At 61.5% G+C, this 16787-nt stretch carries 16 protein-coding genes, 2 tRNA genes and 2 rRNA genes (1 of these 20 cut by a window edge); 8 read left to right on the top strand and 12 right to left on the bottom strand.

Going from position 1 to position 16787, the window contains the following annotated elements:
* Positions 1-108: 108 nt before the first annotated feature.
* Positions 109-714 (top strand): bacteriochlorophyll 4-vinyl reductase, encoded by a 606-nt coding sequence (gene bchJ / locus FIV09_RS00585; RefSeq protein WP_152448156.1) that lies wholly within the window; start codon positions 109-111, stop codon positions 712-714.
* Between the two features lie 5 nt (positions 715-719).
* On the opposite strand, the gene FIV09_RS00580 is transcribed toward bchJ, so the two are convergent.
* Positions 720-1952 (bottom strand): cyclopropane-fatty-acyl-phospholipid synthase family protein, encoded by a 1233-nt coding sequence (locus FIV09_RS00580; protein ID WP_152448155.1) that lies wholly within the window; start codon positions 1950-1952, stop codon positions 720-722.
* A gap of 169 nt (positions 1953-2121) precedes the next feature.
* On the opposite strand from FIV09_RS00580, the gene aspS reads away from it, so the two are divergent.
* Positions 2122-3903, top strand: coding sequence for an aspartate--tRNA ligase (gene aspS / locus FIV09_RS00575; RefSeq protein WP_152448154.1), 1782 nt, complete (start codon positions 2122-2124; stop codon positions 3901-3903).
* A gap of 3 nt (positions 3904-3906) precedes the next feature.
* Here the strand turns inward: aspS and FIV09_RS00570 are convergent, their stop codons facing one another.
* The 3 genes from FIV09_RS00570 to FIV09_RS00560 form a co-directional block, all read right to left on the bottom strand.
* Positions 3907-4752 (bottom strand): NgoMIV family type II restriction endonuclease, encoded by an 846-nt coding sequence (locus tag FIV09_RS00570; RefSeq protein ID WP_152448153.1) that lies wholly within the window; start codon positions 4750-4752, stop codon positions 3907-3909.
* Positions 4749-5729, bottom strand: coding sequence for a DNA cytosine methyltransferase (locus FIV09_RS00565; protein WP_152448152.1), 981 nt, complete (start codon positions 5727-5729; stop codon positions 4749-4751). The genes FIV09_RS00570 and FIV09_RS00565 overlap by 4 nt, the downstream gene beginning before the upstream one ends.
* 270 nt (positions 5730-5999) lie before the next feature.
* On the bottom strand, positions 6000-6716 hold the full coding sequence (locus FIV09_RS00560; protein WP_152448151.1) for a response regulator: 717 nt from the start codon (positions 6714-6716) through the stop codon (positions 6000-6002).
* 129 nt (positions 6717-6845) lie between these two features.
* Here FIV09_RS00560 and mce point away from each other — a divergent pair, with 129 nt between their 5' ends.
* The gene (mce, locus tag FIV09_RS00555) at positions 6846-7250 is read left to right on the top strand and encodes a methylmalonyl-CoA epimerase (RefSeq protein WP_152448150.1); all 405 of its coding nucleotides are present in this window, start codon (positions 6846-6848) and stop codon (positions 7248-7250) included.
* 31 nt (positions 7251-7281) lie between these two features.
* Positions 7282-7569 carry a DUF1467 family protein gene (locus FIV09_RS00550; RefSeq protein WP_152448149.1) on the top strand — a complete coding sequence of 96 codons (288 nt, stop codon included), beginning with the start codon at positions 7282-7284 and terminating at the stop codon, positions 7567-7569.
* Between the two features lie 8 nt (positions 7570-7577).
* On the opposite strand, the gene FIV09_RS00545 is transcribed toward FIV09_RS00550, so the two are convergent.
* From FIV09_RS00545 to FIV09_RS00530, 4 genes are all read right to left on the bottom strand, one after another.
* Positions 7578-8276, bottom strand: coding sequence for an EI24 domain-containing protein (locus FIV09_RS00545; protein WP_152448148.1), 699 nt, complete (start codon positions 8274-8276; stop codon positions 7578-7580).
* A complete protein-coding gene (locus tag FIV09_RS00540) occupies positions 8273-8851 on the bottom strand; it encodes a nitroreductase (RefSeq protein WP_152448147.1) in 579 nt (192 codons plus the stop codon). Before FIV09_RS00540 ends, FIV09_RS00545 begins: the two co-directional genes overlap by 4 nt.
* A gap of 114 nt (positions 8852-8965) precedes the next feature.
* Positions 8966-9211, bottom strand: a complete 246-nt coding sequence (locus tag FIV09_RS00535; RefSeq protein WP_152448146.1) for a hypothetical protein — start codon at positions 9209-9211, stop codon at positions 8966-8968.
* Between the two features lie 58 nt (positions 9212-9269).
* Positions 9270-9656, bottom strand: coding sequence for a thiol-disulfide oxidoreductase DCC family protein (locus FIV09_RS00530; RefSeq protein ID WP_152448145.1), 387 nt, complete (start codon positions 9654-9656; stop codon positions 9270-9272).
* 87 nt (positions 9657-9743) lie between these two features.
* On the opposite strand from FIV09_RS00530, the gene FIV09_RS00525 reads away from it, so the two are divergent.
* The 3 genes from FIV09_RS00525 (at position 9744) to FIV09_RS00515 (ending at position 11075) form a co-directional block, all read left to right on the top strand.
* Positions 9744-10487, top strand: coding sequence for a M48 family metallopeptidase (locus tag FIV09_RS00525; protein WP_254702281.1), 744 nt, complete (start codon positions 9744-9746; stop codon positions 10485-10487).
* A gap of 70 nt (positions 10488-10557) precedes the next feature.
* On the top strand, positions 10558-10818 hold the full coding sequence (locus FIV09_RS00520) for a DUF6455 family protein (RefSeq protein ID WP_152448144.1): 261 nt from the start codon (positions 10558-10560) through the stop codon (positions 10816-10818).
* Complete coding sequence (locus tag FIV09_RS00515) at positions 10818-11075, top strand: DUF6455 family protein (RefSeq protein ID WP_152448143.1); 258 nt, start codon at positions 10818-10820, stop codon at positions 11073-11075. The genes FIV09_RS00520 and FIV09_RS00515 overlap by 1 nt, the downstream gene beginning before the upstream one ends.
* Before the next feature lie 20 nt (positions 11076-11095).
* On the opposite strand, the gene FIV09_RS00510 is transcribed toward FIV09_RS00515, so the two are convergent.
* Entirely contained in the window at positions 11096-12085 is a 990-nt protein-coding gene (locus tag FIV09_RS00510) for a complex I NDUFA9 subunit family protein (RefSeq protein WP_152448142.1), read from the bottom strand.
* A 146-nt stretch (positions 12086-12231) separates the two neighbouring features.
* Between FIV09_RS00510 and FIV09_RS00505 the strand changes: the two genes are divergently transcribed.
* Positions 12232-12317, top strand: a tRNA-Leu gene (locus FIV09_RS00505).
* Positions 12318-12931: 614 nt separating this feature from the next.
* Here FIV09_RS00505 and FIV09_RS00500 read toward each other — a convergent pair.
* From FIV09_RS00500 to FIV09_RS00490, 3 genes are all read right to left on the bottom strand, one after another.
* A tRNA-Met gene (locus FIV09_RS00500) sits at positions 12932-13008 on the bottom strand.
* Between the two features lie 58 nt (positions 13009-13066).
* Positions 13067-13181 (bottom strand): 5S ribosomal RNA (gene rrf / locus FIV09_RS00495).
* A 195-nt stretch (positions 13182-13376) separates the two neighbouring features.
* Positions 13377-16787 (bottom strand): 23S ribosomal RNA (locus tag FIV09_RS00490); it runs 90 nt beyond the window's last position.

Genomic DNA, 16787 nt, shown 5'->3' with positions numbered 1-16787 from the left:
ATCTGACACGCAAATGTGTCTAATCTGCTATACAAGGCTAACACGCCACGCCAACCTTGGGTATCCGCAGCAAGAGACAGACCCGACATATCCGGCAGGAGCCGATGAATGGCCGCAGCTTTCGACAACAGCCACCCCCCGCAAAGACAAGCGGGCCTGATGGGGGCGAACATGGTCGTGCCGCTTCACGCCGTCATCGAAAAGGAAATCGGGGGCGTGGACCGCGACCTCGTTTTTCATGCCTCCGGCATTACCGATCTGCCCGGTGAAGCGGAATTCGTGCCCGAGGGCAAGGTCGCACATCTGCATCAGCTTGTCTGGGAGAAATGGCCCGAACAGGCCCCCCGCATGATGGACATGGCGGGCCGCGTCGCGGCAGAGGTCTTCGTGGCGCATTACATCCCGCCCAAAGCCCGGCTGATGTTGCAGAACATGCCTTGGTCGATCTCGGCCTGGCTGGTGGGCAAATCGGCAAGGCACAATGCGTGGACCTTCGCCGGATCGGGCATGTTCGCCATTCAGTCGACCTCGCGGCTGGCGCTGTTTCACAACCCGCTTGCACTGAACATCAACGCGGACGGCCCCTGCTGCCAATATTACGCGGCCATGTTCGAGCACATGTTCCAGCGCTTGTCGCACCGGGATTTCACCTGCAAGGAGGTGTGCTGCTCGGCCACGGGCAGCGATCACTGCGCCTTCGACATAAGCTTGTGAGAGATTTATTCCGCCGCCTGTGACAGCTGCCCCGCTGCGCCGGCGTAAAGGTAATCGCGCGTGACCGGCACGGCCTGCTGCGCATGTGAGAGCTGGAACTGAAACACACCCTGGTGCTGCTCCTCGAAGGCCGTCTCGCAGGCCACGAGGTAAAAGCGCCACATGCGCACGAAGCGCTCGTCATACATCTCGCGCACCTGATCGAGCGCGGCCTCGAACCGGTCGCGCCAGTGATGCAGGGTGCGCGCATAATGCCCGCGCAGCACCTCGATATCCGCCATCCACAAATTCGCGCGCTCGATTTCGGGCGCAAGGTCGGACATCGTGGGCACGTAACCGCCGGGAAAGATGTACTTGTCGATCCAGGGCGAGGTGGGCGTCGGACGGCGGCTCAACCCGATCGTGTGGACCAATGCGATGCCGCCCGGTTGAAGCAGTTCGGCCACTTTGCCGAAATACGTGCGGAATTGCGGGCGGCCCACATGCTCCAGCATGCCGACGCTGACGATCCGGTCGAAGCTGTCGCGTACATGGCGGTAATCCTGAAGCCGGATGTCGATCCTGCCTGACAATCCCGCCACCTCGGCCCGCGCCTGCGCCGTGGCATGCTGGTTTCTGGACAGGGTCACCCCGGTCACCTCCACGCCGTGATCCCGCGCCAGCGTCAGCGCCATTCCACCCCACCCGCAGCCGATATCGAGCACCCGCATGCCTGGCTCCAGCCGGAGCTTGGCGGCGATATGCGCCTTCTTCGCGGCTTGCGCGTCTTCGAGGCTCATGCCCGGATCGGTGAAATAGGCGCAGGAATACTGCATGTCCGCGTCCAGAAAGAGCCGGTAGAGATCGTCCGATATATCGTAGTGATGCGCCACGTTGCGACGCGCCGAGATCGGCGAGTTGCGCTGCAGGAAGACGCTCATCGCGAGCTTCACGTCATTCGCGATCTCAAGCCATCGCGGCATCCGCCCGCCGCGTTGACGGGCGCGCTGCAGCAAGGCCAGAAGCGGATGCAGGTCGTCGTCCGATATCTCGATCCGCCCATCCATGTAGCCCTCGCCCAGCGCGAGAACCGGGCGCAGGCAGAGCTGCCGCACGATGGACGGCTCTTTCAGGATAATATGAGCACGCGGCGGCGCATCGGCGCCATAGCGCGTCTCGCGGCCATCGGGCCAGGTCACGCGAAGGTCGCCAAGCGTGACCAGGCGCGCCAAGATCGAATCCAACATCCGGTCCCACATGAAACGCCTCCTTCTGCAAAGGCCTGTCAAAACGGTCCGCCGATTCCGCGGCCCAGAATACGACAAGTCGCGTATCCCACCAAATCGGCGGGCCTTTTGCTTGACTTCCGGGGCCGGGGGCGGTGTATCGGCGCCTAACTTTCCGGCAATTTTTACGGGGGCAGACCCAATGCACGCCTATCGCAGCCAGACCTGCGCCGATCTTCGCAAGGACCATGTGGGCCAGGATGTCCGCCTTGCCGGCTGGGTGCACCGCATCCGCGACCATGGCGGCGTTCTCTTCGTCGATCTGCGCGACCATTACGGCATGACGCAGGTGCTGTGCGATCCCGACAGCCCGGTCTTCGCTGAGGTCGAGAAGCTGCGCTCGGAATGGTGCGTGCGCATCGATGGCGTGGTGAAGGCGCGCGACGAAAGCCTCGTGAACCCCAAGCTGCCCACCGGCGAGATCGAGGTCTATATCCGCGACGTCGAGGTGCTGGGTGCCTCCGATGAGTTGCCGCTCATCGTCTTCGGCGATCAGGAATACCCCGAGGAAACGCGCCTGCGCTATCGCTACCTCGATCTGCGCCGCGAGGTCATGCAGAAGAACATGACCCTGCGCTCGGACGTGGTCGCCTCCATCCGCAAGCGCATGTGGGAGCGGAACTTCCGCGAATTCCAGACGCCGATCATCACGGCCTCGTCGCCTGAAGGCGCGCGCGACTTCCTCGTGCCCTCGCGTCTGCATCCGGGCAAGTTCTACGCCCTGCCGCAGGCCCCGCAGCAGTTCAAGCAGCTGATCATGGTGTCGGGCTTCGACAAGTATTTCCAGATTGCGCCCTGTTTCCGCGACGAGGATCCGCGCGCCGACCGCTCGCCCACCGACTTCTACCAGCTCGACATGGAGATGAGCTTCGTCGAGCAGCAGGATGTCTTCGACACCGTCTCCCCCGTCATCGCAGGCGTATTCGAGGAGTTCGGCGGTGACCGCAAGGTCGATGCGCCCGAGGACTGGCCGCAGATTTCCTACAAGGATGCGGCCCTCTGGTATGGCACGGACAAGCCCGACCTGCGCAACCCGATCAAGATGCAGGTCGTATCCGAACATTTCGCCGGCTCGGGCTTTGCCATCTTCGCCAAGCTTCTGGAGCAGGAGGGCACCGAGATCCGCGCGATCCCCGCGCCCGGTGGCGGCAGCCGCAAGTTCTGCGACCGCATGAACGCCTTCGCCCAGAAAGAGGGCCTGCCGGGGATGGGCTACATCTTCTGGCGCGATCAGGGCGACGGCATGGAAGCGGCCGGACCGCTCGCCAAGAATATCGGCCCCGAGCGCACGGAAGCGATCCGCGAACAGCTGGGTCTCGGTGTCGGTGACGCGGCCTTCTTCCTCGGCGGCAAGCCGTCGTCGTTCGAGCGGGTCGCGGGCAAGGCGCGCACAGTCATCGGTGACGAGCTGGGCCTGACCGATCAGGACCGCTTCGCCTTTGCCTGGATCGTCGATTTCCCGATGTACGAGGCCGACGAGGAAAGCGGCGATATCGACTTCTCGCACAACCCTTTCTCGATGCCGCAAGGCGGGATGGACGCGCTGTCAGGCGATCCGCTGGACGTTCTGGGCTACCAGTACGACCTGGCCTGCAACGGCTACGAGCTGGTCTCGGGCGCGATCCGGAACCACAAGCCCGAGATCATGTTCAAGGCGTTCGAACTGGCAGGCTACGGCGAAGACGAGGTGCGCAAGCGCTTCGGCGGCATGGTCAACGCCTTCCGCTACGGCGCCCCGCCGCATGGTGGCTGCGCCGCGGGTATCGACCGGATCGTGATGCTGCTGGCGGACGAGAGCAATATCCGCGAAGTCATCATGTTCCCGATGAACCAGCGCGCGGAAGACCTGATGATGGACGCGCCCTCGGAGCCCACGAGCGATCAGCTCATGGAACTGCGCCTGCGGGTGATCCCCGAGGAATAGGCCTCATATGACCAGATCGAGGGGAAGGTCGGCGATATCGCGCAGGCGCTTCCCTTCGATCATCATCTCAAGCTGGTCGAGATACCCCGCATCCCCGCCCTCGATCAGCGCATCGCGCAGCTCCGGCAGGGCGAAGTGATAGACGCAATCGATATCGCCCGTGCCCAGCGCCAGCGATGAGATGCGGCTCGGCAGCGGCTCTCCGGTGACGACCGCGATATGCGGCAGGCGGCCCTTGCGATTGCGCACGAGATTGAGCCCTTCGGACCGCGCATTCTGCGCGCGGTCGCTGCGCAGCGTCCATTTGCAGCTGATCGATGCGTGCAGGCTGGGCCTCGCCCAGAGATCGCCGCGCAACGGGCTGAGCCGCGCGATATCCGCATCGACCAGAACCGCATGGCGATTGATCTCCGCGTCGCTTTCCGGCGCGCGATACACCACCACGTCCGGCTTGATCAGGTAATCCGAGCCCAGCGCCGTGGCGATTTCGCGATTTTCGGACGCGATGATCTGCAATTCGTCCAGATGCTCGTATTGGTCAAATTCGGAGATGCCCCCGCCCTTGCGCACCTCGAACCGTCCCGGTCGCAGATGCGTGAGCTCAGCAAGGCTGACGCGCACGAAGGCTTCGCAGGCCGTCTCGAAATTCGCACCCATGGTCTGACCGGGCAGCTTGGAGGCGGTGGCCGACGCCCCCAGACGGTCCAGAATGCCATTGGCGGCGCGCTTGCTGGCAATGCTGCTGCTGTCGGCATTGCTGGGCACCCCGCCCGCGTTGCGGGTCAGCGTGGTCTCCATGAGTGTCGCGTGGAATTTCGCGCGCAATTCCCGAAGGCGCGGGACCGTCATTTGGCCAAGGCGCCGGCCATCGTCAGCGCCCGCGCGATGGAGGTGCCGAGCGCTTCGGCCACGGGCGGCGGGAACGCATTGCCGACCTGTCGATATGCGGGCGTTTTCTTGCCCGCGAATGTCCAGTTCTCCGGAAAGCCCTGGATCGTGGCGGCCATCTGCACCGTCAGTCGCGGCATGCCCTCGAAACCGGGGGCGGGCGGCTCTTCGGCGACGGTCTTGCCATCGACGCCCAGCGCCGCCCAGGCAGCACGGGCGCGGGTCGGACCGAGATCCGGACCGCCATGTTTCTTGGAGCCCCCGACAAGCGTCGGCGCGATGGTCTGCGCGCCCTTCGCCCAGGCCTCGGCCCCTTCCCAGCCATGCGCGCGCATCTGCGCGATCAGGGCCTCGCCTACGCTGGGCGCCGCGATCTTATCCTCGGGCCAGACGAAGGGCACGCCCAGCTCCGTCTTCAGGCCCACGATGGCCACGCGCGGGCGAAGTTGCGGTACGCCGAAATCGGAGGCGTTGAGCAGTTTGAAATCGATTCTGTAGCCGAGTTTTCGGAACGCCCGCTTCAGCTTCTCCCGGAAGCTTTGGAAATCCGGCGCCATCAGGCCCTTCACGTTCTCGATCAGGATGGCGCGCGGGGCGCATTCGGCGGTGATGCGCAGGAAATCGGGAAAGAGATTGCGCTCATCATTCTCGCCAAGCTTCTTTCCCGCGACTGAAAAGGGCGGGCAGGGCAGACCGCCTGCCAGAAGGTCGACCCCGTGATAGGGGCGTGCATCGAGCGTCTTGATATCCGCATCCGCACCTTCGAGGACATTCCAGTGCGGCCGGTTCAGCTTCAGCGTCTCGCGGGCACGCGCCTCGATCTCGCAGAGGGCGAGATGTTCGAATTGCGCTCGTTCAAGCCCGAGGGCCTGCCCCCCGGCACCCGCGCAGACTTCAAGCGACGTGAACCGACGCTCGACTAGGTTCGAGCCGTCCATTCCAGTCCCTCATGCGATGCGTACCAAAGATCGGCTTGGCGAGATGGGCGTTCCCGCGCGGCAAGGTCGGGCCGCACGCGCATGCGTCCCTTCGCAAAAGCCAGCGCGTCCCGATCGGAAGCGGGCATTCGCGCCAAATCTTGTGTTGCCTCAGAAGCCATGGCCAAGATCATGGTCGGTTTCGGCGGGATTGTCACCCCGGTTCGCGTGGATCTAATCGCGAACATAGGAAGAACATGCAAATCCGCCACGCGGCCATGACGGGCCCGGTCATACCGCCATGCGATCCTCCAGCCGTTCATGGACAAGACCCGACAATCGCGCGAGCGCGGAGCCGATCGGCAAGGCGGACATCCGCGCTTCGAACAGGGCATCGGCGGCATCCGCGAGGGCCCGGTCCCCTGCACTGAGGGCCACGCCCGATAGGAAACGCGCGGCATAATCGAGGCCGGGCAGATCCTCCTCCCGCGACAGCACCTCGGCCGCATGGGCCATGTCGTCGCGATAGGCGATGGGATCGGCGACGACCGACTCGTCGGACAAGGTGCGCGGGCCGATCGGACGCCGTTCCTGGGGCAGAAGGGACAGGATCTTGTTCTGGAAGACCGCGACACTGACCAAGGGCTTGGCGAGAAATCCGTCCGCACCGGCAGCCAGGGCGCAATGCTCCGCAAAGGGATCGCCCGAGGTCGCCAGAATGGCCGAGATGCGCGGCGTCGCTTGCGACACCTGCCGGATCAGATCGGCGCCGGAGCCGTCGGGAAGCCCCATATCGATGATGATGACCGAAGGGCGATAGACCTCAAGGTGGCGATGCGCCGAAGCCAGGCAATCGGCCCGCCGCAGCCGCGCGCCACTATGCACGCATAAAAGCCGCGCCGCATCGCAGGCATAGCGACTGTCCTCGACCATGAGGATCGTCAGACCCAGAAGCGGACGCGCCGCGGTAGGCTGTAGCTGACCACTGAAACTCAACGAATCGTTCATCACACCCTCCAGTTTTGTTCTGGCTTCACGGTGCACCCGAACAGCTAATGCACGGTTAATGCATGGCCGCTCTTGCGGTAAGGAAACGCCATACGTCATATGCGAGGCAGAACAGAAAAGGAGCCCGCCATGATCGGACGTCTCAACCATGTCGCCATCGCCGTGCCGGACCTCGAGGCGGCCGCGGCACAATACCGCAGCGCGCTCGGTGCCAAGGTCGGCGCGCCTCAGGACGAACCCGATCACGGGGTCACGGTCATCTTCATCGAATTGCCCAACACGAAGATCGAATTGCTGTATCCGCTGGGCGACGACAGCCCGATCAAGGGATTTCTCGAGAAGAATCCGGCGGGCGGCATTCATCACATCTGCTACGAGGTGGATGACATTCTGGCCGCGCGTGACCATCTGCAGGAGACGGGCGCGCGGGTCCTGGGCTCGGGCGAGCCGAAGATCGGCGCGCATGGCAAGCCGGTGCTGTTTCTGCACCCCAAGGACTTCAACGGCTGCCTGGTCGAGCTAGAACAAGTCTGAACGCGCGCATCCGCGCAGCCAGGAGATATCAATGACGATCACTTCCGCCTTCGTTCTCTACGCGGTCCTATGGTTCATGATCTTCCTGATCGCGATCCCGATCCGGCTCGAGACGCAGGGCGATCTGGGGGATGTCGTCCACGGCACCCACGCGTCGAGCCCCGAGAACCACCATCTCAAGAAGAAGGCCTGGATCACGACGGGGGTCGCAGCGGTCTTCTGGTGCATCCTCTACGTGATCATCACCTCAGGCTGGATCACCGTGCGTGACATCGACATGTTCGACCGGATGGGGCCTGCGGCGGTCGACGCAGAGTAAGGCCCGCGTCACGCCGCGCGCGACGCAGCCAGCGCGTGATAGAGATGGGTGAAGACGGCCGCGCCCAGAATCGGCACCAGCAGATTGACGAGCGGGATGGTCAGCGGCACCGCCATCAGCGCCCCCGCCACCCAGATCGTCACGAAATGCCGCTTGCGCATCTCCTGCGCGCCGCGCCGTCCGACCCGACGCATCGCGGCGACGGTGAAATATTCCCGCCCGAGCAGAAAGCCGTTCAGCCCCCAGAAGATGAAGGGCGCAAGCGGCGCAAAAAGCAGGTACAGGACCAACGCGCATAGATTGGCGACGATCAGCAGCCCCAGGAAGGATAGCGTGTCCCGCACAGTCTCGTTGAACGGAATGCGCCCCGGCGGTGCTTGATCAGGGTAATAGCGATCCTCCACCGCGGCTGCGACATCTTCGAGGAAAATGCCGGTCATGGCGGAGGCTACAGGCACCATCAGGAAGACCGACAGGACGAACATTAAAAGGATCGAGCCCCAGCTCAGCAAGTCGTCGATCCAGCGGACCTCCCCGATGAAGGGTATGGTCACGACCTCAGGCGTCACCCAGCCCACAAGCGTCACGAAGGCGGCATAGAACACCGCAAGAAGCGCTACGGCCAGACCCACACCCTTCAAGAGAACGGAACGAAACCGCGGATCCCCCATCTGGGAAAGCGCCCGCGTGATGGACCGCGCGATCATGCGCTCTGCCAGGTCACGATGCGATCGAGATCGGGGCGGGGCCGCTCCGGCGGGGTGGAGGTCTCGGTCCCGATATGGATGAACCCCGCGACCCGCTCCTCCTCGGAAAGATCGAGGGCGGATGCGGTGAGCGTGCGGTCATGGGCGACCCAGCCCGTCAGCCAGTTGGCGCCCCAGCCCGCTGCGAGCGCGGCATTCAAGAGCGCAAGACAGACGCCGCCCACGGCATAGGTCTGCTCAAGGGCAGGCACTTTGGGCGAGGCTTTCGGCGTCTCGATCACTGCAACGCACAAGGGGCTGTCCGCGAATTGCTTGCGCCCCTTCTCGATCTGCTCGGGATCGAGGCCCATGTCCTGACCGCGCGCCACGGCGGCCTCGGCCAACCGGTCAAGTGCCGCGCGTTCGAGCACGATAAAGCGCCAAGGCTCCAGCTTGCCATGATCGGGGCTGCGCGACGCCGCGGTCAGAAGCGGGACGAGCGCATCCCGGCCCGGCGCGGGACCCGACAGCGTCTTGGCCGGGCGCGAGCGGCGCGTCAGCAGGAAATCGAGTGCGGCAGGGTTTGCGTCTGGCATGGTCAATCCTTCGTCATCGACATTGCCTATGTCTGACCTCCAGACGCCGGTTTCAACCGGCGATCTTCGAGGGGACATCCCGCTGGCGAGAAAAGCGCAAAGCCGGTTCGCGCGTCAGGCGCCGGAGCCTTTGCCCGCGCGCCGGTAGACGCCTTCCGGCAGCTCGATCGCGGCGGCCAGATCGTTCATCTGGCTGATCGACAGGGTGATCTTCATCACCTGGTCCGTGCGCGGATCGAATTGCTCGATCGTGACGCATTCCTCGAAGGAATTGACCACGACGTCCTCCTGAAGGTTCGCCGCGCCCTCGTCGACCAGTGTGACGACCGTTGCGTCAAATTCGTGCTCGATGCTGAACATGGGGAAAGCCTAGACCGTGCCGCGGTATCTGGAAACCGGTTTTCGACATGACGCGCGCTCAACCGCGGCGATGGGCCTGGCCCTTGGCAACGCGCCGACGGTGCATCGCGAAGAGCGCGGGCGCTGCGACATGATCGTAGATCAGTTTCGCCATCCCATGCACGATGGGCAGACGCACGACGCGGGCCAGCCAGCGAAAGCGCGGCATCTCGGCCCAGATCAGCGCGAAGGCGTCCACCCCGTCATGGAGTTTGCCGTTCTTGACGACGTGGAACCGCCGCGCGGCATCCCGCGGGGTCAGTTCGAAGGCCTGCATCTCGCCTTCGCTGAGGCCATGATACCGGATCGGCAGGTCATGCTTGCGGGTGATGGATTTGTAGCCTTTCACCTCACGCGCGCAGATCGGGCAGGTATCGTTGTAGATGACGGTCATGGGTTCGGTCATGCCCAGGGAGATAGCCGTGAGCAAAGGCCTGCCAAGTGACGTCTTTGTGGCTTTATTCGTGAAATCGGCAGCTATATGCCATGAGTCATGCAAGCATTGAGCCGTATCCTGCCGCGCCTTTTGCCGCTGTTCCTGATCGGGATGGCGGCCTGTGCGCCGTTGCCCGAAACCGGGCCTGCGCAACCGCCTTCGGGCGTGTACGAGCCCACGGCCACACCGGATGTCAGCGAACGGGCCTCCCGGGCCGCGAGCACCTTCGTCGAGGTCGTGGAAACCATGGAGCCCGTGGCGGAGCGGGAATGCCGACGCGTGGCCCCCGGTGCGAATTGCAACTTCATCATCGTGATCGATGACCGGCCCGGCCAGGCGCCCAATGCCTTCCAGACACTCGACCGCGCGGGGCGTCCGGTCCTCGCCTTCAACCTTGCCCTGATCGCCTCTGTGGAGAATGCGGACGAGCTCGCTTTCGTGATGGGCCACGAGGCGTCGCATCATATCCTCGGCCATCTTGAACGGACGCAGCAGAACGCCGCCGTGGGGGCCGTGATCTTTTCCGGCCTCGCTGCGATGTCGGGCGCCAGCGCTGAATATGTCCGCGAGGCGGAGCAGATCGGCGCGCAGGTGGGCGCGCGACGCTATTCCAAGGATTTCGAGCTAGAGGCCGATCAGCTCGGCACGATCATCACCGCGCAATCGGGATACGATCCGGTTCGCGGCGCGGAGTTCTTCCTGCGCATCCCGGATCCCGGCAATCGTTTCCTCGGCACGCATCCTCCGAATGCGGCACGGATCGACATTGTGCGGCAGACGGCGGCGCGCCTCGGCGTTTGATTGAGATCAAGGCAATGCCTCCCCTGCCCTGACAGATTGGCCCGCATCCCCCAGTCAAAGGGAGTTGCGCATGTTGGGATCTGCCACCTTGGAAAAACACCGCCGCATCGTGTCGATGATGGCCGAGGCGCTTGGCCTCGATATCGAGACGCTGCGACAGCGCGGACGCGTGCCACCGGGAGAGATGGAGGCCGCGGTGCTGGCCTGCACGCAATGCGACCGCTCGGATGCCTGCGCCTCATGGCTGATGGATTTCACCGCACGGCCAGAAGAGACGCCGGGCTATTGCCGCAACCGCACGCGCTTTGCCGCTTTTAAAGCAGGCGTCTGATGCGGCCCCAGCCCCTGGGCGACCGGCGTCGTCATCTCATGCGCGTGCGCCGCATGGCCAAGATCGTCGGCGCCGATCCCGCGGCGGCACGGCAAGCGGGTGTGATCGAACATGCCGATTGGGCGGAGATTGTCGCGCGCTGCCGGACCTGTGGCGATACCGCCGGGTGCGATCGCTGGCTCAATACCCACGAAGAAAGCCCGGACGCGATGCCGGGCTGTCTCAACGGGGATATCCTGAAACGCCTGAAACCCTGAACGGCGCCTTGCACCGCGGCTCAGCGGGGCTTCAGTGAATCCGCAGATTCCTTAATCGCGAAATACTGGCCTGAGGGACGGAAGCGCCACAGGTAGTCGGGCAGCACGGCTTCCATCGACGTGGGCTCGATCCCGAGATCGGTGAAGGTCTTCACGCCCTCCTGCACGACGTTGTCGATCCGCAGGTTCGCGACCTGATCGCGGGTGATCTGCGCGGGCACCAGGCCCAGCGTGGCCGTATTCAGCACCTCGAAGAAACCACCCATCAGCCGGGCAACCGGGAACGGAATGTTCACGATCAGCCTGCGCCGTTTGATGATGTCGAGCATCTGGATCATCAATTCGCGGAACGTATCGACGTCGGGGCCGCCAAGCTCGTAGATCCCCGGCTCAGCCTGCCCCAGAGCACCCATGCAGGCGGCCTGTGCGACGTCGTCGACCCAGACGGGCTGGAACTTCGTATCGGCGCCCACAACGGGCAGAACGGGACCGAAGCGGGTCATCTGCGCGAAGCGATTGAAGAATTCGTCTTCTTGTCCGAACACGATGGAGGGCCGCAGGATGATCGCGTCCGGGAACGCGGACAGCACCGCGTCCTCGCCCCGCGCCTTGGTGCGCGCGTATTCGCTTGCGCTGTCGGCATCGGCCCCGATCGCGGAGATCTGCACGAGGCGGCCGACCTGCTCTTCGTTGGCGATCCGCGCGATGCGTTCCGCGCCTTCGGACTGCACCGCATCGAAGGTGTTCTTCCCGGTCTCTGCCAAGACGCCGACGCAGTTCACCGCAGCATCCGCATCTTTCATGACATTGCGGACCGATTCGTCATCGCGGATGTTGCAGAAAACGGGTTCGACCTGGCCGACCACGCCGTATGTCCGCACGTAGATCGCGTCATTGGGATGACGGCAGGCGACACGGACGCGCCATCCGTCCTGGGCCATCCGCCGAGCTATGTAGCGGCCCACGAAACCGGAGCCACCGAAGATCGTGACAAGCTTGGACTTGGGCATGGATCGCTCCTTCCACGGGTGCCGTTCGGCCTGTTCCTACCGGTCTGCGGGACGGCGGGCAAGACATCGGTGATCTTGGGTGAAAACGTGATCGCAAGGCGTTGACACGCCCCGTCGCTATGGATACATCGCGCCTCACGCAACCTGCCCAGGTGGCGGAATGGTAGACGCGCCAGCTTCAGGTGCTGGTGTCCGCAAGGACGTGGAGGTTCGAGTCCTCTCCTGGGCACCATTGCTTTTTCTCGATTTTGTCAGCGTGTAAACGCCGAACTGGGCGAGCTGAACCCGTCGGTTGTTTGCGGACTTTCGGTCATCCCCTGTGCGATCTTTTCTGCGAAGATCAGATATCTGAATACGTCTGAACCACCGCGGCAGGATCCGAGAGACGCCCGCAAAATCGGCGATTTCGTGTTCTGAGGAGTGAATTATCGGAGTAGGCGCCTAGGCATGTCTGCGCTTCGCTCACGTGAGGTGCGGGTTATTCAATTCAGCTACGCCTTACGATCCCGCATGAAGCTGCATGGGGATGCCATAAAGACGGTCGTAGACGATGATAAGCGCGCGATGCTTTTGACTTAGTAGATCTCCCGCGTTTGCGGGGATGCGTCCTACCGCGTGTAATCCGCAACGCGTCGTTTTTCGCGGCAATCAAAACGCACTGTGTCTGCTCTCGATTTACTTCGATTTTTGGAAGCCCTGCACTTGCTGTGGGATGATCCACAGTCTGTGTCGGGGCAAGTGTCAGCGGAGGACGCTGATCATTTTATGTGTAGAGATGCTTACAGCCGTTACTGACGCGGGCCAACGGGGCGCGTTGTTTGGTGTTGATGCTGATTTGGGTATTATTGGTTGCGGGAGTAGGATTTGAACCTACGACCTTCAGGTTATGAGCCTGACGAGCTACCGGACTGCTCCATCCCGCGACGCTTGGTGTTTTTTGCGCTGACCGTTTTGAGAGATACGATGTCTGGGTTTTGCTAGGTTTGGCGGCGACCTACTCTCCCACGTCTTAAGACGCAGTACCATTGGCGCGACGGCACTTAACGGCCGGGTTCGGAATGGAGCCGGGTGTTTTGCTCGTGCTATGACCACCAAACCAAGTAAAACCCAGGTGCTGGCACCTGGGTTTTAATTAGCGGGAGGCAGCGTATTTGCATGCAAATGCGCGTTCCCGCACCGGTGTCATTCCAGGTGCTGCAATATCAACCTTTATCGCTGTCCAAGCGTACTGTTTGTGTATGCTTTTGATTTTCATCCGGTAAGCGCAGGTTCCACCTGTCTGTTACTGGATCAAATCAAGCCTATCGGGCCATTAGTACCGGTCAACTGAACGCATTGCTGCGCTTACATCTCCGGCCTATCGACGTGGTGGTCTTCCACGGCCCTCAGGGATACCTTGTTTTGAGGGGGGCTTCCCGCTTAGATGCCTTCAGCGGTTATCCTGTCCGATCATAGCTACCCTGCACTGCTGCTGGCGCAACAACAGGTCCACCAGTGGATCGTTCACCCCGGTCCTCTCGTACTAGGGGCAACTCCTCTCAAGTATCCTACACCCACGGCAGATAGGGACCGAACTGTCTCACGACGTTCTAAACCCAGCTCACGTACCTCTTTAAACGGCGAACAGCCGTACCCTTGGGACCTGCTCCAGCCCCAGGATGAGATGAGCCGACATCGAGGTGCCAAACACTGCCGTCGATATGGACTCTTGGGCAGTATCAGCCTGTTATCCCCGGCGTACCTTTTATCCGTTGAGCGATGGCCCTCCCACTTGGGACCACCGGATCACTATGGCCGTCTTTCGACTCTGCTCGACTTGTCAGTCTCGCAGTCAGGCTGGCTTCTGCCATTGCACTCAACGAGCGATTTCCGACCGCTCTGAGCCAACCTTCGCGCGCCTCCGTTACGATTTAGGAGGCGACCGCCCCAGTCAAACTACCCGCCACAGAGGGTCCCGGAACCGGATAACGGTTCGCGGTTAGACATCAAGCAGGCGAAGGGTGGTATCTCAAGGATGGCTCCACAGAAACTGGCGTTCCTGCTTCGAAGCCTACCACCTATCCTGCACATCACATGCCTGATGCCAGTCTGAAGCTGTAGTAAAGGTGCACGGGGTCTTTCCGTCTAACCGCGGGAAGCCTGCATCTTGACAGGCAATTCAATTTCGCTGAGTCGATGTTGGAGACAGCGGGGAAGTCGTTACGCCATTCGTGCAGGTCGGAACTTACCCGACAAGGAATTTCGCTACCTTAGGACCGTTATAGTTACGGCCGCCGTTTACCTGGGCTTCAATTCAGAGCTTGCACCCCTCCTTTTAACCTTCAGGCACCGGGCAGGCGTCAGACCCTATACGTCGTCTTGCGACTTCGCAGAGCCCTGTGTTTTTAGTAAACAGTCGCCACCCCCTGGTTTGTGCCCCCAGCCCCTAGTTGCCTAGGAACCGGGCCTCCTTCTCGCGAACTTACGGAGGTATTTTGCCGAGTTCCTTCAACATCGTTCTCTCAAGCGCCTTGGTATTCTCTACCAGTCCACCTGTGTCGGTTTCGGGTACGGTCCGAAGGAGGGCTATTTCCAGGGACTGCTCAGCGGCCCATCCAATCCGATAAGGATGAACAACCTCCGCAATCCGTCACCATCTCCTGGCCCAGGAATATTAACCTGGTTCCCATCGACTACGCCTTTCGGCCTCGCCTTAGGGGCCGGCTTACCCTGCTCAGATTAGCTTTAAGCAGGAACCCTTGGACTTTCGGCGAGAGTGTCTCTCACACTCTTTGTCGCTACTCATGTCATCATTCTCGCTAGTGATCTCTCCACCGGATGGCTCACGCCCCGGCTTCACAGAAAGAACCCGTTCCTCCGCTACATCCCGAAGGATGCAAAAGAGGACAGGTCCTATGTCACACTACGCTCTGCTACCATGCCTTACGGCATCCTAAGCTTCGGCTCGTGGCTTGAGCCCCGTTACATCTTCGCCGCAGGACAACTTGTTTAGACCAGTGAGCTGTTACGCTATCTTTAAAGGATGGCTGCTTCTAAGCCAACCTCCTGGTTGTTTTGGTCGTCCCACCTGCTTTCCCACTTAGCCACGAATTGGGGGCCTTAGCTGTAGGTCAGGGTTGTTTCCCTCTCCACTACGGACGTTAGCATCCGCAGTGTGTCTGCCATCTAGTACTCCCGGGTATTCGGAGTTTGGTTAGGATCAGTAAGCCTGTGGGGCCCCATTACCCATCCAGTGCTCTACCCCCCGGGGTATTCGGATGACGCTCTACCTAAATAGATTTCGCAGAGAACCAGCTATCTCCGAGTTTGATTGGCCTTTCACCCCTAGGCACAACTCATCCCGACCTTTTTCAACAGGTGTGGGTTCGGACCTCCAGTAAGTGTTACCTTACCTTCATCCTGGTCATGCCTAGATCACTCGGTTTCGGGTCTGATCCATCTAACTCATCGCCCTATTCAGACTCGCTTTCGCTGCGCCTACACCTAACGGCTTAAGCTTGCTAGATAGACCAAGTCGATGACCCATTATACAAAAGGTACGCCGTCACAAGACTGGACACTTATAAACTCTGTCGGGAACGTTCATCGCAATGGCATGGAGACCCGGAATTGCACCGTTTCGATCCCCGGATTGTCTTCGTAGATCCCGGCGCTCGATCGATGGTCATAGCTGAGGCTCGCGCGCCAGCCATTCCGCATCTCGTAGCCGAACTCGATCCCGGATCGGAAGGCGATCGGCCCTCCAAGGTCGAATTCGTTCTCCACCCAGATGCCAGGCATCGAGTGCAGCTCGGCGTAAACCGGGCTGTTGCCGAGATTGATCGTGTAGGTCGACCCAAAGCCGATCCACGATCCCGCCTCGCCCGTCGACAGACCCAGGGCCTGGCCGAATGGCCCGCGCTTGTGTCCGAGATCGTAGCGAAGATAAACTTCCGGGCTTTCTTCGGCATTCCGTTCGATCACCGACCCGGCCGAGAAGGCCACGCGCGGTGTCGTATCGGTCTTGCCGAGGCAACCCGTTGCCGTGCCGCAATAATTGAGACCCATGTCGGTCAGACCCGCCACGAACATCAATACTGCAAACGTTCCATCAGCCATGTTAGTGCCCTACCACTTTGTTACTTGAGGGCAGAGCATCCGACAGCCCTACCACTTCGTTACTTGAGGGCTTTTGCCGCTCAACTCCTCGTGGAGGACCATGGCCTCAGAGTGTCATAAGAGTCCAGTCAAGCTCCGACTGATTGTAGGCGCTCGGTTTCAGGTACTGTTTCACTCCCCTCGTCGGGGTGCTTTTCACCTTTCCCTCACGGTACTGGTTCGCTATCGGTCAGCAAGGAGTACTTAGCCTTCGAGGGTGGTCCCCCGATCTTCAGACAGGATTTCACGTGTCCCGCCCTACTTAATACGTCCCATCACGCTTCTCATACGGGGCTGTCACCCGCTATGGCCCAGCTTTCCAACTGGTTCTGATCACGCTCAAGGCTCGGCTGGTCCCCGTTCGCTCGCCGCTACTAGGGGAGTATCAATTGATTTCCTTTCCTCCGGGTACTTAGATGTTTCAGTTCCCCGGGTTTGCTTTTATAACCCTATATATTCAGGTCATAAATACCTGGTCATGAGTGTTATTAGCTGCCCGAAGGCAATAATAACAAACATTCAGGTGGGTTGCCCCATTCGGAGATCCCTGGATCAAAGCCTATTC

Origin of the sequence: Roseivivax sp. THAF197b (assembly GCF_009363255.1) — a bacterium.
Lineage (GTDB): Bacteria > Pseudomonadota > Alphaproteobacteria > Rhodobacterales > Rhodobacteraceae > Roseivivax.
Note: the sequence above shows the minus strand (reverse complement) of the source record. Positions and strands in the feature narration are given on the sequence as shown.